Here is a 14,321-nt window from a genome sequence, read left to right on the forward strand (position 1 = left end):
CACTGTCTTTTTTGCCATGTAGCACGATGTGCGTCACCGTGACAGCGGCAACATTGGCCGCTGTCCGATGCACATGCTGCACCGGCCCGGAACACTCATTCACGCCGATGTGCGCCTTCATCCCGAGATACCACTGCTTGCCCTCTCGGCGTGATGCATCTCAGGGTCGCGCGCGTGATCGGCGCTTTTGGTCGAACCGGGCGCAGCGATCCGCGTCGCATCGACGATCGTCCCGGGACGTAGACTCTGGCCCTTGCGCGTCAGAGGCGCGTTGACCGCTTCCAGCAACACCATGGGCCTCCAGCAAGCGTCGAAAGTTGAGAATCGTGGTCTCGTCGAGAATGTCGTCCAACCCACCGAGCTGGGCAAATCGCCGCAAGGTCGGAATCTCGTGCAGCGCTTCTTCCCTCGCAGGATCGCTCAACGCATACCCCTGCTGCAGCAGATGATCCGCAATATCGTCGCCAGTGCGTAGGGCTGCCGCCCTGGCCGCCCCGACGCCGGATAGTGCGGCGCGATCAGCCCGAGCAGTTTCTGCCACGCAACGACCTGCTCCATCTCGGCCAGGAAGATCTCGTGCCGGGTCTGCTTGCGCTTGCCCAGGCTCTCGGTGTCACTGAACATCAGTTGCATGGATCACTCATCAACATGAGGCGGGCAATTTCGTGTATCTGTGGCGCCTTGTTCAGAGGCTCCTTAGCCAAACGCCTTATAACTCAGACCGCGCTGCAATATTGGAACGCGTATGCGACCGGGCCGACAATTTGTCGGCCCGGCTAAGACAGGTTTATCTTTAATTTCTAACCTTTATAACCATTATTTTTTAATAAGTCTTTGTATGCAGCATATAGTTTTGGATCTCTCTTAGTAGACCTCTTGACATCGCTGGGAAGACCTCGCGGATACGTAGCGTAGAGCTGGCCTGCGCTGTAACTAAGTGCAGTGTCATCACTCAGCACAATACCAGGCTTTCGATCCTCGCGAGGCAAATCGTGAACAGTGGGCTCCTCTGTCGAGAATCTGACATTTAAGAGCTCTCCACGCCGACGATGGCGACTACTCATGTGTTGCAGACCGCTGAACTGAGCAGACGGAGGTGGATTCGAAGGTTGTCCCTGCTGCGGTGGCGAGCTTTCTGGATTGCTTTCATGGGAGTAGTTATAGCTACTGCTTGATGCGCCACGAATCGGACTTGTCATGTAAAAAAATCTCCACGATTAAGGCTTATTGCAGCGCCAATAAGAAATACAATTTTCACCTCAGTATGACGCCGCAACGTCAATATTCCTCCATGTTTAGATTCTTTTCTTTTTGCACCAGGAATATTTGTTGCGAGAAGCGAAATTTACAGATGATTGCATCAACTTAAGCAAAGGTGATATTGCACTCTTTGCAAATGGCGACCACCGCAAAAGAGTGTGCCACTCGGCGCATACATGCCATTGGCAAGCCGGCAGGCTGCCCACAGCCACGCTGACAAGTCGCGATGGCGACCACACCTTGAACGGATAAAGCGGCCTCGCTACATCCCTTTAACTGGAAAGCGCGTTATGTGCCTGCGTTGTCGCTTCTGCAACAACGCGTTTTTTCGGCGCCGACTGGCAGTAGCACCGTGCCGTCGCCCACGACTCTGCACTGGTGCATTTGCCTCTGCGCGCAGGAAGTCGCCTCTGCGCATGAAGTGGACCCTGCCGTCGGCAATCTTTGCTTCCATAACGTGATACCACCACTTTTAGAAACAAGAATTTCTACCTAGCATTCATCGCCAGTCAAACAACGCGCGCAGTTAGAACGTATTGCCCATAGGCGAAGCATTGCATCGTCCGTGTGCATCTCCGGAAGGTCTTCATCAATTCGGACCGCTTGAGCAACGCTGCGCTAGGGAAGGTCTGAACATTGAGTCCTGAGAGTGCGCGATGTCGCCTCGTTCCGGAGAGTCGCGCGTGGATCTTCAGATTTTTCGCCACTTCTGGCGCTTTCCGTGGGAAACACCCGGGTCACAGGCGCACGCTCCCCATAGCCTGACCCACCCCGGGAGACCGGGCCACGGCCAAGGCGAAGTCGCATTGGGCGCAGCACACCTCGGGTCGACACACCGGTTGTTGCCACTGCCGCTTGGCGGCGCCGTGGAGCGCCATGCGCGGCTAGCGCACCTGCACTTCGTTTCGGCATGCACGCCGTCGACAATGCGCGGATAATCGCGCGATGTCACTGAAAGCAGATTTGCTGTCGCTACAGCTACAGCCCGTGTTCGAGTCCGCGCTCGCCAGGGCCGGTGTGCGTGCGCTCACGCCGATCCAGGTCGCGATGATTCCGCCGATGCTGGCCGCACGCGACCTGATCGCCACCGCGCAGACCGGCTCGGGCAAGACCCTGGCGTATGCCTTGCCGCTGCTGCAGCAGCGCCTGCAGGCGCCGGAACAGGCGCCGCGCGTGCTGGGCGGGCTGATCCTGGTACCGACGCGTGAGCTGGTCGCGCAGGTCGCGCACACCCTGCTGTCGCTGGCCGCCGCCTTGCCGCGACGGCTGAAGATCGTCGCCGCCACCGGCGGTGAAGCCATCAATCCGCAGCTGATGGCCTTGCGCGGTGGCGCCGACATCGTCATCGCCACCCCGGGGCGGCTGCTGGACCTGGTGACGCACAATGCGCTGCGCCTCTCGCAGGTAAGCACGCTGGTGCTGGACGAAGCCGATCGCCTGCTCGACCTGGGCTTTGGCGCCGAGCTCGATCGCATCCTGGCCTTGCTGCCTGCCCAGCGGCAAAGCGTGCTGGTCTCGGCCACCTTCCCAGCCGCCATCGCGTCGCTGGCCAAGCGTCGCCTGCGCGATCCGTTGCGCATCACCCTCGGCGCCACGCCCGAACAGGCACCGGCGATCGCGCAACGCGCCATCGCAGTGGATGCCGGCCAACGTACGCAGCTGCTGCGCCACCTGCTGCTGGAACACGGATGGCCGCAACTGCTGGTCTTCGTCACCAGCCGCCACGGCGCCGACAAGGTTGCCGAGAAACTGAGCAAGACCGGCATCGCCGCCTTGCCGCTGCACGGCGAATTGAGCCAGGGCCGCCGCGAACGCACGCTGCGCGCCTTCAAACAGGCGGACGTGCAGGTGCTGGTGGCCACCGACCTGGCCGGGCGCGGCATCGACATCGACGCCTTGCCGGCCGTGCTCAATTACGACCTGCCCCGCTCCACTGTCGACTACACCCACCGCATCGGCCGCACCGCACGCGCCGGTGCCAGCGGCGTGGCGATCAGCTTCGTCACGGCAGACAGCGCCCAGCAGTGGCGGCTGATCGAAAAACGCCAGGGCCTGCGCGTGCCGACCAGCGTGATCGAAGGGTTCGAGCCAACTCCGGTCCAGGCGCCTGCCCCCGACCATGCGTCCGGCGCAGCGGCGCAGCGGCGCGTGCAGCGGATGACAACGGCGGCATCAAGGGCAAGCGGCCGAGCAAGAAGGACAAATTACGTGCCGCGGCGCAGGCGCAGGCTGGCAAGCCGGGCTGAAAGTAGCGAACGTACCGGCGCGAGCAGTCCTAGCACCGGTGCGTGATGACTGCGCCCACACCGTCGCACTGCAGCGCGGGCTGGCCTGGCAACCGCCGGCCTTGGTAACCGAACGCGCACAGCATGCGTAAGCCGCAACCGCCCAGCAAAAACGCGCTGGCGCAACAGCGTCGGCCAGCCACGGCCCGCTCGAACCGCTGCGTCCGAGCGGTAAGTGTCCGCTACCAAGCACCAGGAGGGTTGGCCGATGGCAGCGTCCCCGTCGCTTCGCCAATAAGGACGCTCGCCAGCGTCAAGTCACCGCAGGCCTCCTGCACCCCTGCCAGTTGCCATCCGCAACGCGCGAGGCCTGGCTCGTCCATGCGATGCGGTCGACAATCCGCCAGCAACTGCTCGTCCCGCAGCGGTGCGCCGCCGACGGGACGACGATCACACCTCAATCCTGCTCGAAATCCAGTTCGCCATCACCGAACGCATGATCGTTCTGCGCGCGTGGCGTGCGCTTGCCCGGCTTGCGCAGGATTTCGACGAAGAACTGCTCGCCACCGTCGGCGACGAGTGCGTTGATCGAGCGGATCAGCTCGGCCGGCGGCAGCGCCACGGCACTGGCTTCATCCACACCGAAGCGCATCTCGAAGTCCCAGTAGTCCGCGCCGGCCGGCAGCTCCTTGCGGCGCTCGCGGCGGATGTACTTGCGGATATCGTGCTTGCTGGATTCCAGCAGACGATCGCGGTTCTTGCCTTCGAGGTTGAGCTGGTAGGTCTTGCGCATGGCGACATCGGTGCTGGGGACTGGCCGCCTATTGTGAGGCCAAGGCGGCATCCTCGGTGAATCCAGCATCAAGTGGCGCTGCAGAACCGCCAAATGGCGGCATGCGCGCCTGGACTGACGTAATCGCGCCGTACGGCCCAACCCCTGCGTTCCCAGCCGCATCGACGCCCTGACGCATCTCACCGCAGCCCGAGCTGCTTGCGCAGGCTGCCGTCCACCGCGCTGGCGGGCAGGAACCGGCGCAGCTTGCTCAGCAGCGATGCCTGCCCGGCGGGTGTGCGGCGCATGCGCCACCTGCCCAGGGCCGCCTCCACCACGGTGGCGGCCACGCCATGCGGTTCCGGCGCGGTGTCGATACTGTGCGTGACTGCCCGCGCCACCACGCCACGCTCGCGGTCGTAATCGGCAATGGTGGCCTGCACCACCGGCGAATTGCTGCCCAGGCTGGTTTTCGTATACGCAGGCTCCACCAGCGTCACGCGAATGCCGAATTGACGCAGCTCGTGATCCAGCGTTTCCGACAGCCCTTCCACCGCATGTTTGGAGGCGGCATACACGCCCATGTACGGCGCCGGCAGGAACCCCAGCACCGAGCTGACATTGACGATGCGGCCCTGGCCGCGTGCACGCATGTGCGGCAGCACGGCCTGCACGGTGCGTAGGATGCCGAGTAGGTTGATGTCGAATAATGCGGCCGCTTCGTCGACGCTGGTTTCTTCAATGGCACCGACAAGATTGGTGCCTGCGTTGTTGACCAGCACATCGATGCGGCCCGCGCGGGCGATGATGCCATCGACCGCACGCTGCACCGAAGCGGCATCGCGGATATCCATCTCCACCAGCTCCACGGCCGTCAACGGTGTGGCACCGGCCAGGTGACGCACGCTGCCGTAAACGAGGCAGCCGGCTCGGGCGAAGTGTTCTGCGGCGGCACGGCCAATGCCGGACGACACGCCCGTGATCAGCACAACGGTCTGCTGTTGCATTGCGGTTCCTTCAATCAAGAGAAAGACATCGGCGATACGCGTGCGCCTGCATGGCATGCGTTCGGAAGGTGGTGACGATGGCGCACGACATTGCGCTGCGACGGCACCGTGGCCACGGTCGCAGAAGTGCTTCATGCAGGCCGGGCAATGTCCGGTGCGTTATTCCCTTTGCCGGGATCGGGCCGGATCTTGAACCAGATCGAATACATCGCCGGCAGGAACACCAGGGTCAACACGGTGCCGGCCAACGTGCCGCCGATCAGCGTGTAGGCCAAGGTGCCCCAGAACACGGAATGGGTGAGTGGAATGAATGCCAGGATCGCCGCCAGTGCCGTCAGAATCACCGGACGCGCACGCTGCACGGTGGCTTCCACCAACGCATGGAACGGATCCAGACCCTCGGCTTCGTTGTGATGGATCTGTCCGATCAGGATCAGCGTGTTGCGCATCAGGATGCCCGACAGTGCAATCAATCCCACCAGCGCATTGATGCCGAACGGTTGCTGGAACAGGATCAAGGTCGGCACCACACCGATCAGTCCGAGCGGGCTGGTGAGAAACACCATCACCATCGCCGAGATCGAGCGCACTTGCAGGATGATGATGAGCAACGTGGCCGCCAGCATGATGGGGAACAGCGGCAGCATCGCGGCGGTGGCCTTGCCGGACTCCTCGATGGAGCCGGCCTCCTTGATCTGATATCCGCTGGGCAGTTTGTCGATGATCGGCTGCAGCTGCCTGGTGATCGCAGCCGAGACATCCGGCGGCTGCAGCGTGTCGTCGACATCGCCGCCCACCGTGATGGTCGGCACGCGATCGCGGCGCCGCATGACCGGCTCTTCCATGCGCACATCCACCTTACCTACCTGCGACAGCGGGACGCGTTGGCCGTTGCCGCCGGCCAGGGTGAAGTCGGCGATGCGTGCCGGATCCAGACGAGTATCGCCGGCCGACCGCGCCACCACCTGCACACTGCGGATATCCTCGCGCACCAGCGTGATCGGCACGCCGCTGAGCAGGAACTGCAACTGCTGGGCGACCGCGGCCGAGGTCAGCCCCACCGCCTGCAGGCGATCCTGGTCCAGGCTGAAATGCAGGGTCGGTGTGCGCACGCCCCAGTCGGTATTGACGGTGCGCAGCATCGGGCTGTCCTGCATCACCTGCATGACCTGCGCAGCGATGCCGCGCAGCACCGTCGGGTCCGGGCCGCTCACCCGGTAGGCGACCGGAAACTTCGAATACGGGCCGAAGGTCAATTGCGTCGCGCGCACGCGCGCTTCCGGTGCCAGGCCTTGCGCGATCGCCTCACGCAAGCGCAGCTTCAACGCATCGCGCTCGTGCTGGTCGTCGGTACGCACCACGATCTTTGCGAACGAGGGGTCCGGCAGTTCCGGACCCATCGCCAGGAAAAAGCGCGGCGCGCCCTGACCGATGTAGGCGGTCACGATCTTTGCTTCCTTCTGCTTGGACAGCCAGGCTTCCACCTTCGCGGCGGCCGTGCTGGTCTGGTTGATCGAGGTGCCGTACGGCAGCTGCACTTCGACCAGTACTTCGGGGCGGTCGGAGATCGGGAAGAACTGTTTCTTGACCACGCCCATGCCTAGGACCGACAGCACGAACAGCCCCAGCACCGAACCTGCCACCAGCCATTTGCGGGCAATCACACGTCCCAGTACATCGCGGAAACGGGTGTAGCGCGGGGTGTTGTACATCGCCTCGTGGCCGCCTTCGATCTTCTTCAGATCCGGCAGCAACTTGACGCCCAGATACGGCGTAAACACCACCGCCACCACCCACGAGGCGATCAACGCGATGCCGACGATCCAGAACATGTTGCTGGTGTATTCGCCCGCGGTGGAGGCGGCAAAGCCATTGGGCATGAAGCCCACCGCGGTCACCAGCGTGCCGGACAACATCGGTGCGGCGGTGTGGCTCCACGCATACGCCGAGGCCGCAACGCGGCCGTAGCCTTCTTCCATCTTCACCACCATCATTTCGATGGCAATGATGGCGTCGTCCACCAACAGGCCCAGCGCCAGAATCAACGAGCCCAGCGTAATGCGGTCGAAGTTCTTGCCAGTGGCCAGCATCACCACGAACACCGCCGCCAGCGTCAACGGCACCGCCGCTGCCACCACGATGCCGACGCGCCAGCCCATGCTGACGAAGCACACCAGCATCACCACCAGCAGCGCGACGAAGAACTTGGTCATGAACTCGCCCACCGACGCATCGATGTTGACCGCCTGGTCGGTGACCTTGCTCAGTTGCATGCCCAGCGGCAATTCGGCGTTGATGGCGCCCACTTCGGCGTCGAGCGACTTGCCCAGATCCAGGCCGTTCCAGCCATCGCGCATGATGATGCCCAGCAACAAGGCCGGCTCGCCGCCGCTGCGGATCATGAACGTGGACGGGTCTTCATAGCCACGTTTGACGGTGGCGATATCGGACAACTTCAGGCTGCGGCCCTGCACCACCAGCGGGGTATCACGGATCTTTTGCAGGTTGTCGAGCGCGCCGTCCAGGCGAATGAACACATCCGGCCCGCGCGTTTCCACCGAGCCGGCCGCCGTCAATGCATTTTGCGCATTGAGCGCGGCAAACACGTCCTGCGGGCTGACGCCCAGCGTGGCCAGGCGATCATGCGAGAACTCGACAAAGATGCGCTCGGGTTGTTCGCCGATGATGTTGACCTTCTTGACGCCGGGCACATGCAACAGGCGTTGGCGCATGGTTTCCGCGTCGCGGGCAAGCAGCCGTTGCGGCTCGCCCTTGGCCTTGAGCGCAAACAGCGCGAAGGTGACATCGGCATATTCGTCGTTGACCATCGGCCCGATCACACCGGCCGGCAGGTTGCCGGCTTCGTCGCCGACTTTCTTGCGCGCCTGGTAGAACTGCTCCTGCACTTCACCGGGCGGCGTGCTGTCCAGCAGCGTCAAGGTGGTGAATGCCAGGCCCGGGCGCGTATAGGTTTCGGTGCGGTCGTACCAGCGCAATTCCTGCATGCGCTTTTCGAGTTTTTCGGCCACCTGCTCCTGCATTTCCTGCGGCGTGGCGCCGGGCCAGGCAGTGATGATGGTCATGACCTTGACGGTGAACGCCGGGTCTTCCGCGCGCCCCAGCTTGAGGAAGGCCACCAGGCCCGCCAGCGAGATCAGCACGATCAGGAACAAGGTGATGGAGCGCTCGCGGACCGCCAGCGCGGAGAGATTGAAGCGGCCTTCGCTCACGGCTGCGCTCCTGCCGCAGGCGCGGGCTTGGCGGTGGCGCCGGCAACGCGTACGTGCTGCCCGTCGCGCAACAGATGCGCACCCAGCGCAACGATGCGCTCACCGCGCGCGAGCGTGCCGGCGACATTGGCGTGATCGTCATCCAAACGCAGCACCCGCACGGGCCGCCACGCCACCTTGGCCGGCGTGCCGGCGATCACCCACACGCCCGTGCCCTTGCCGGCATCGAACAGCGCGCCCAGCGGCACCTGCACCCCCGCCTGCGTGGTGGCGGCTTCGGGAATACGGATGCTCACCGTGGTGCCCAGGGGCGCGTCGGCCAAGGCGCCGCCAAGCACGTAGCGCGCCTCGAAGGTACGCGTGAGCCGGTCTGCGCTGTCGGACAACTGACGCAGCGTGGCCGGCTCGGTGACCGCGGCATTGCCGAACAAGGTGGCTTGTGCGGTGGAGCCCACCTCCGGCCGCAGCGTCTCCGGCAGCTGGATGATGGCTTCGCGACGCCCGGCATGCGCCAGCCGCACCACCGGCTGCCCGGCCGCAACCACCTGGCCGGGTTCGACCAGGGTTTCCATGACCACGCCATCGGCGTCGGCCAGCAGGTCGGTGTAACGGTTGGCGTTGCGCGCCACATCAGCCTGCGCCTGCGCTGCGCTCAACTGCGCCTTGGCGGCATCGGCGGCGGCCTTGATCTGGTCGTAGGCCGAGGCCGAAATGGCACCGGTGCCGCGCAGGTCGCGGTAGCGCGCTTCGTCCTCGCCTGCCTGCTGCGCCCGCGCCCGCGCGGCGGTCACCGCTTCCTGTTGCGCCTGCGCGGCGAGCTTGAGATCGACCGGATCGATCCGCAGCAGCGGCTGGCCGCGGGTCACCCGCTGCCCGGCATCGACCAGGCGCTCGGACACCTTGCCGGAGACGCGGAAGCCCAGGTCGCTCTGGACCCGCGCCGCCACCGTGCCGGAAAAGCTGCGCGCCGCCGAACTGGCGTCGCCCACCGTCGCCACCCGCACCAACGGCGTGGCGGTGCGCGGATCAGGCGCGGTCTTGTTGCCACAGCCGGCCAACGCCAGCGGAAGCACACACAGCAGGGATGCAACAACAAGACGGCGCCGACGCATGCGAGTTCCAGTGGAGTTCTAGGATGGCTCGCATCTTGGTACTTGTGACCAAATCAGTCAATAGTCACAAACACATTAAGGCGACAGGCTGCGCAACACCAGGCCCGACAACAGCCCGGGGACCTCGTCGATGACGTCCAGGCTGTGCTGCATCAGCACGGGATTGGTGTACGGGCGGATCAGCACGTAGAGCGCCCGGGTGGCTTCGTCCAGCGGGGTCTTGCGCTCGAAATCGCCGCCCTGGCGGCCCTGTTGCAGGATCTCCTGCAGCAGCGCCAGCACCCGTTCCTCGTAGGCCAGCACCGACTGCCAACGCTCGGTGGCCGCCGAGGCGGCAATCTCATACAGCTTGCGATCCTCGAAGAACAACCGAAGGCTCGCATCCACGATCACCTTGAACATCCGGCGAAATTTCTCGGGTGGCGAGTCGGTTTCGTCCACGGCGGCGCGCACCTCGTCCTCGATCTGGCGCAGGCAGTTGGTGCAGATCATCTCGCCGATGGCCTGCTTGGATTCGAAGAACTTGTAGATGTATGCCTTGGAGAAGCCGATGGATTTGGCCAGGTCCGAGACGGCGGTCTTCTCGTACCCATAGCGTCTGAAATGCTCGGTGGCGGCGTTGACGATCTGGTCGCGCACGTCATGGTCGGCCGGGCCGCGGCCCGACACGGGGTAACTGGATGCTTTGCTCATGCGCACAGCTTAACGCTCCGACGCAGGACATACAAAAGTGACCGATTCGTATTATAGTCACCACACTTCCACTGCCGGACCGGCCCCGCCATGCCCTCTTTGCGCACCCTCACCGTGCTGCTTGCCGCCAGCCTTGCCGGCTGCGCGGTCGGCCCCGAGTACGCTCGCCCCGACGCCCCTCTGCCGGACCGTTACTTGGCCCAGGACGCCGCCGAGCAGCGCAGTGCCGCTGCCCCGGTCGATCTGTCGCGCTGGTGGGCCGGCTTTGGCGACCCGGCCCTGGACCGGTATGTCACAGCGGCGCTGGCGCAGAACCTGGACCTGGCCCAGGCCGCCGCGCGCGTGACCCAGGCGCGCGCGGGGCTGGGCGCGGCCAACGCCGCCCTGCTGCCCTCCGGCAGCATCAATGGTCAGGCCACCCGCGCCTACCAGTCGCTGGAAACCCCGTTGGGGCAGGTGCTGCGCAACACCCCTGACTTCGACCGCTATGCCAGCGTCTACGAAGCCACCGCCAATGCCAGCTGGGAGATCGATGTGTTCGGCGGGCTGCGCCGTGGCCGCCAGGCGGCACTGGCCGACTACCAGGCCAGCGCTGCCGGTGCTGCCGCCACGCGGCTGGCGGTGGCGGCGCAGACCGCCGACACCTACATCAGCATCCGCGGCCTGCAGGCACGGCTGGCGGTGGCCCAGCGCCAGGTCGCCACCCAACAGCAGCTGCTCGCCATGGTGACGCTGCTGCAGGGCAAGGGCCTGGCAGCCGACCTGCAGGTGCATCAGGCGCAGGGCGCGCTGACCCAGGCCCAGGCCGGCGTGCCCGCGCTGGAAACCGCGCTGACCGCCGCGATGAACGCCCTGGACGTGATGCTGGGCGCCACGCCCGGCACCCACCGGGCCGAGCTGGCGGCCAGCACGCCGATCCCGACCGCCCCGCAGGTGACCGGCGCCGCCTCGCCGGGGGACCTGTTGCGGCGGCGGCCGGACCTGATCGTGGCCGAGCGCCGGCTGGCCGCGGCCAACGCGCGCATCGGCGTGGCCATGGCCGAGTACTACCCCAAATTCTCGCTGAGTGGATTGATCGGCAGTGCCACCGCCATCTCCGGCGCCAACCTGTTCACCGGCGACGCCGCGCAATCGGCCGGCGTGCTCGGGCTGCGCTGGCGGCTGTTCGATTTCGGCCGCATCAACGCGCAGATCGCACAGGCCAAGGGCCAGGAAGCCGAACAGCTGGCCGCCTACCGGCTTGCCGTGCTCCGCGCTACCGAAGATGTGGAAAACGCGCTCACCGCGCTGGTCAAACGCGAGCAGCAGGCCACCGTGCTGGCACAAGGCGTGGACGCGCTGGGCAAGGCACGCGGCGCCTCCGCCGCAGCCTACGAGAAGGGCGTGGTCAGCCTGATCGAAGTCCTCAACGCCGACGACGCCTTGCTGCGCACCTCCGATGCGCAACTGCAGGCGCAGACCGAGGCGGCCCGCAGCGCGGTAGCCGCGTTCAAGGCGCTGGGCGGCGGCTGGGAGAGCACGCCCGCCACCGCAGTGGCGGTGCAGGAACCCGCGCAGCACTGAGGGTGTGCGTTCGGTCACGGGCCGTGCAGGGCGATAGCGCTACAGGTGCCTGCGGCTGTGGTTGCGTGCAGGCTGCAGCGTGACAGCGGAGCACGCGTTAGCGGTCGTGCTCCGTGCGCGGCGCAAAGGCGCCTGCTTGCAGCAGTTCACCAAACCAGCGCGCCTTTTTAGCAGCACGCGCGAGCGCTTCAATCCGCGTGGAAACGCGCACCCTCATTGAACGCGCACTGATACGCCAGTACCGGGCCGCGCTGCTGCAGACCGGGCAGGTCGTACATGTAAGTGGTGAAACGCACGCTGCCATCCGGGCGCAGCTGATAACGCATGAACTGCTGAATCGGCTTGCCGTCGTTGGCCACGGTGAAATGCGCGCCGGAGAAGGCCACGTTGCCGTCGTCGGTGATGCGATACGCATCGATATGGCGACCGCCACGCGTACGGCTCACCGGCGTGCCCTCTTCCGGTGTGCAGCGGCTCAGGTCCGTGCTCACGCTGACGTCGTAGCCGGCTTCCAGTGCGGCAAGCACGTCGGTGCGGCTGTTGAGGGTTTCACTGGCGAGGGCGGGCAGCGCGCAGGCGCACAGCGCGGCGGTCACGGCGATAGATGCGGGACGAAACATGGCAAGCTCCAGGCAGACAGGGGAATGAAGCGGCCTGGACTATAGGCAATCCAGGGCCCACAACGTGACCCAGTGCTGTCTGCAGCAGTGCAGTGCGCTACGCATCACGCGGCATGTTTGCGCTGTTTGGCAACGGCAGCGCAAAAGTGCGCAACCGATCCACATCTGCGGCTATGCCCATGCGCAGAGGCTGTGCATGACGTTGCGAGCCTACTGACGACTGCCATGCCCACCCTTGGCCGCATCGCACCGCTGTCATGACTGCCAACAGTGATCCGCCTGACCTCCCACTGCACGCGCGTGGCGGCAGCCGGCGCACACCTTACGGTCTTGCGTTGACCTCGCGCGGTGTGGCGTCGGGTTGCGGCTGTAACGCAGGCGTTGCGCCCTGCAGCAAGCGTTCGGCCAACGCGCGCGTGGCCACACGCAATTCCGGCACCGCCGTGATTTCCCAATAGCGCCCACGCAACAGCGGCCCCACGCAATACAGCCCCGGCACCACCTGGCCGGCGCCATCACGCACGCGCAGTTGCGCGTCGGTATCCACGCCCAGGCCAAGCGGATCGGCCCGCAGCAAGCCGGCTTCGCGCATGCCGGCGATCAAGGGGTCGCTGGTGCGGTCGATGTCGGTATCCAGCCCGGTGGCGCGCACCACCGCATCGAAACGGCGGGTCTGCGCATCGGCGCCCCCGCGTGGACGGATCACCGCTTCCACACCGTCCGGCACCCAGCGCGCACGCAGCAGCCGCGCCGCCACCACCTGCAGCTGCCCGCTGTCTTGCAGCTGCGCCAGTTGATCGGCCGCACCTGGTGCCACGCGGTGCCGCGCCACTTCCCAATAAGGGCGCAAATGGCGTAGAAAGCGCGCGCGTTGGCCCAGTTCCAAACGTTGCCAGAGCGGCTGCAGATGCGGGCGCAGCGCATCCACCACGCGCCGCCAATCGTCCACCACCACGCTCAGTTGGCGCACGCCACGCAACAGGGCACGCAGATCGGCATCCTTGATGGCCCGTTGCAGATGCGGCGGCAGCTCCAATGCCGCACCTGGCTGGCGTAGATGCGCCTGCGGTGCCAGGCCGCGCCGCGAGATCGCCAGCAGGCGGCCGCGGTGGCCACGTGCGTGCAAGCTCAGCGCCACGTCCACCATGGTCAGGCCGGTACCAACGATCAGCACGTCATCGTCGGGGGACAGCCGCGACAACGCATCGCCCTGCCACGGCCAGCCGATGTAGCGCGGGTGCACGCTCAAACGCGGCCCGATGCCGGCCAGCGCCTGCGGTTGTAATGCGCCTACCGCGAGCACCACCTGGTCGGTCTGGAACGCATCGCCATTGGCCAGGAACACACGAAAACCCCGCCGCACGCGCTCCACCGCCACCGCTTCCTGCGACAACCGCACGATCGACGCCTGCGCCGCACTGACTGCCGTATCCAGTTCGCTACGCAGATAGTCGCCATAGGCCAGCCGCGGCAGAAATTCCAGCCGTCCCGATTCGCCCAGGTGCAGCGTGTCGGCAAAGGCTGCCGGTGCCTGGGCATCGATGCCCAGGTCCTTGGCACGCACGTTGAGCAGGTGCTCCGGCCGTGCGGCGCCATAGGCGATGCCGCTACCGAAGGTCTCGGCTACACCCACCAGCGTGATGCGTACTTGCGCGTCGGCGCCCTGTGCCAATGCGCGCACCAGCGCACTGCCGCAGAAGCCGGCGCCGATGACCGTGATGTGGGTTTCCATGTGCAGTTCCCGCTCGAAGACCTGCACGTTGTGCCCGCAGCGCTGTGGCGGTGTGTAAACAATTGGTTAGCGGCGCGCATGCGATTGCGCATGAGCACATGCCGCAT

The 14,321-nt window shown here is 65.3% G+C and carries 8 protein-coding genes and 2 pseudogenes; 2 read left to right on the forward strand and 8 right to left on the reverse strand.

All coding sequences use genetic code 11. The annotated features are described in order from the left end of the window. Position 1: 1 nt before the first annotated feature. Positions 2 to 633 (reverse strand): annotated as a pseudogene (locus ACD584_RS17995) (IS5 family transposase); the annotation flags it as partial. 1,537 nt (positions 634 to 2,170) lie between these two features. On the opposite strand from ACD584_RS17995, the pseudogene ACD584_RS18000 reads away from it, so the two are divergent. Then, positions 2,171 to 3,506: pseudogene (locus ACD584_RS18000) on the forward strand (DEAD/DEAH box helicase). A gap of 436 nt (positions 3,507 to 3,942) precedes the next feature. Here ACD584_RS18000 and ACD584_RS18005 read toward each other — a convergent pair. The 5 genes from ACD584_RS18005 to ACD584_RS18025 all read right to left on the reverse strand — a co-directional run bounded on the left by ACD584_RS18005 (position 3,943) and on the right by ACD584_RS18025 (position 10,299). Then, positions 3,943 to 4,278 (reverse strand): DUF6172 family protein, encoded by a 336-nt coding sequence (locus ACD584_RS18005; RefSeq protein ID WP_014509250.1) that lies wholly within the window; start codon positions 4,276 to 4,278, stop codon positions 3,943 to 3,945. Between the two features lie 179 nt (positions 4,279 to 4,457). Continuing rightward, positions 4,458 to 5,264, reverse strand: a complete 807-nt coding sequence (locus ACD584_RS18010) for an oxidoreductase (RefSeq protein WP_011035676.1) — start codon at positions 5,262 to 5,264, stop codon at positions 4,458 to 4,460. 131 nt (positions 5,265 to 5,395) lie between these two features. Continuing rightward, a complete protein-coding gene (locus ACD584_RS18015) occupies positions 5,396 to 8,494 on the reverse strand; it encodes an efflux RND transporter permease subunit (RefSeq protein ID WP_076037359.1) in 3,099 nt (1,032 codons plus the stop codon). After that, positions 8,491 to 9,606, reverse strand: coding sequence for an efflux RND transporter periplasmic adaptor subunit (locus ACD584_RS18020; protein WP_076037360.1), 1,116 nt, complete (start codon positions 9,604 to 9,606; stop codon positions 8,491 to 8,493). The genes ACD584_RS18015 and ACD584_RS18020 overlap by 4 nt, the downstream gene beginning before the upstream one ends. Positions 9,607 to 9,681: 75 nt before the next feature. Then, positions 9,682 to 10,299 (reverse strand): TetR/AcrR family transcriptional regulator, encoded by a 618-nt coding sequence (locus ACD584_RS18025; protein ID WP_175611717.1) that lies wholly within the window; start codon positions 10,297 to 10,299, stop codon positions 9,682 to 9,684. A 90-nt stretch (positions 10,300 to 10,389) separates the two neighbouring features. On the opposite strand from ACD584_RS18025, the gene ACD584_RS18030 reads away from it, so the two are divergent. Further along, positions 10,390 to 11,862, forward strand: a complete 1,473-nt coding sequence (locus ACD584_RS18030) for an efflux transporter outer membrane subunit (protein WP_040940471.1) — start codon at positions 10,390 to 10,392, stop codon at positions 11,860 to 11,862. 188 nt (positions 11,863 to 12,050) lie between these two features. On the opposite strand, the gene ACD584_RS18035 is transcribed toward ACD584_RS18030, so the two are convergent. Together ACD584_RS18035 and ACD584_RS18040 are read right to left on the reverse strand one after the other, a co-directional pair. Beyond that, positions 12,051 to 12,482 (reverse strand): VirK family protein, encoded by a 432-nt coding sequence (locus tag ACD584_RS18035; protein ID WP_050911206.1) that lies wholly within the window; start codon positions 12,480 to 12,482, stop codon positions 12,051 to 12,053. 322 nt (positions 12,483 to 12,804) lie between these two features. Continuing rightward, on the reverse strand, positions 12,805 to 14,214 hold the full coding sequence (locus ACD584_RS18040) for an FAD/NAD(P)-binding protein (RefSeq protein ID WP_162275186.1): 1,410 nt from the start codon (positions 14,212 to 14,214) through the stop codon (positions 12,805 to 12,807). Positions 14,215 to 14,321 lie beyond the last annotated feature (107 nt).

It is taken from the genome of Xanthomonas sp. NCPPB 2922 (assembly GCF_041520885.1).
GTDB lineage: Bacteria > Pseudomonadota > Gammaproteobacteria > Xanthomonadales > Xanthomonadaceae > Xanthomonas > Xanthomonas campestris.

What these genes read in the sequence shown, in the direction of transcription:
- ACD584_RS18030 (WP_040940471.1), top strand. Translation starts at nt 10,390, where the DNA reads ATGCCCTCTTTGCGCACCCTCACCGTGCTGCTTGCCGCCAGCCTTGCC.
- ACD584_RS18010 (WP_011035676.1), bottom strand. Translation starts at nt 5,264, where the DNA reads ATGCAACAGCAGACCGTTGTGCTGATCACGGGCGTGTCGTCCGGCATT.
- ACD584_RS18035 (WP_050911206.1), bottom strand. Translation starts at nt 12,482, where the DNA reads ATGTTTCGTCCCGCATCTATCGCCGTGACCGCCGCGCTGTGCGCCTGC.
- ACD584_RS18020 (WP_076037360.1), bottom strand. Translation starts at nt 9,606, where the DNA reads ATGCGTCGGCGCCGTCTTGTTGTTGCATCCCTGCTGTGTGTGCTTCCG.
- ACD584_RS18005 (WP_014509250.1), bottom strand. Translation starts at nt 4,278, where the DNA reads ATGCGCAAGACCTACCAGCTCAACCTCGAAGGCAAGAACCGCGATCGT.
- ACD584_RS18025 (WP_175611717.1), bottom strand. Translation starts at nt 10,299, where the DNA reads ATGAGCAAAGCATCCAGTTACCCCGTGTCGGGCCGCGGCCCGGCCGAC.
- ACD584_RS18040 (WP_162275186.1), bottom strand. Translation starts at nt 14,214, where the DNA reads ATGGAAACCCACATCACGGTCATCGGCGCCGGCTTCTGCGGCAGTGCG.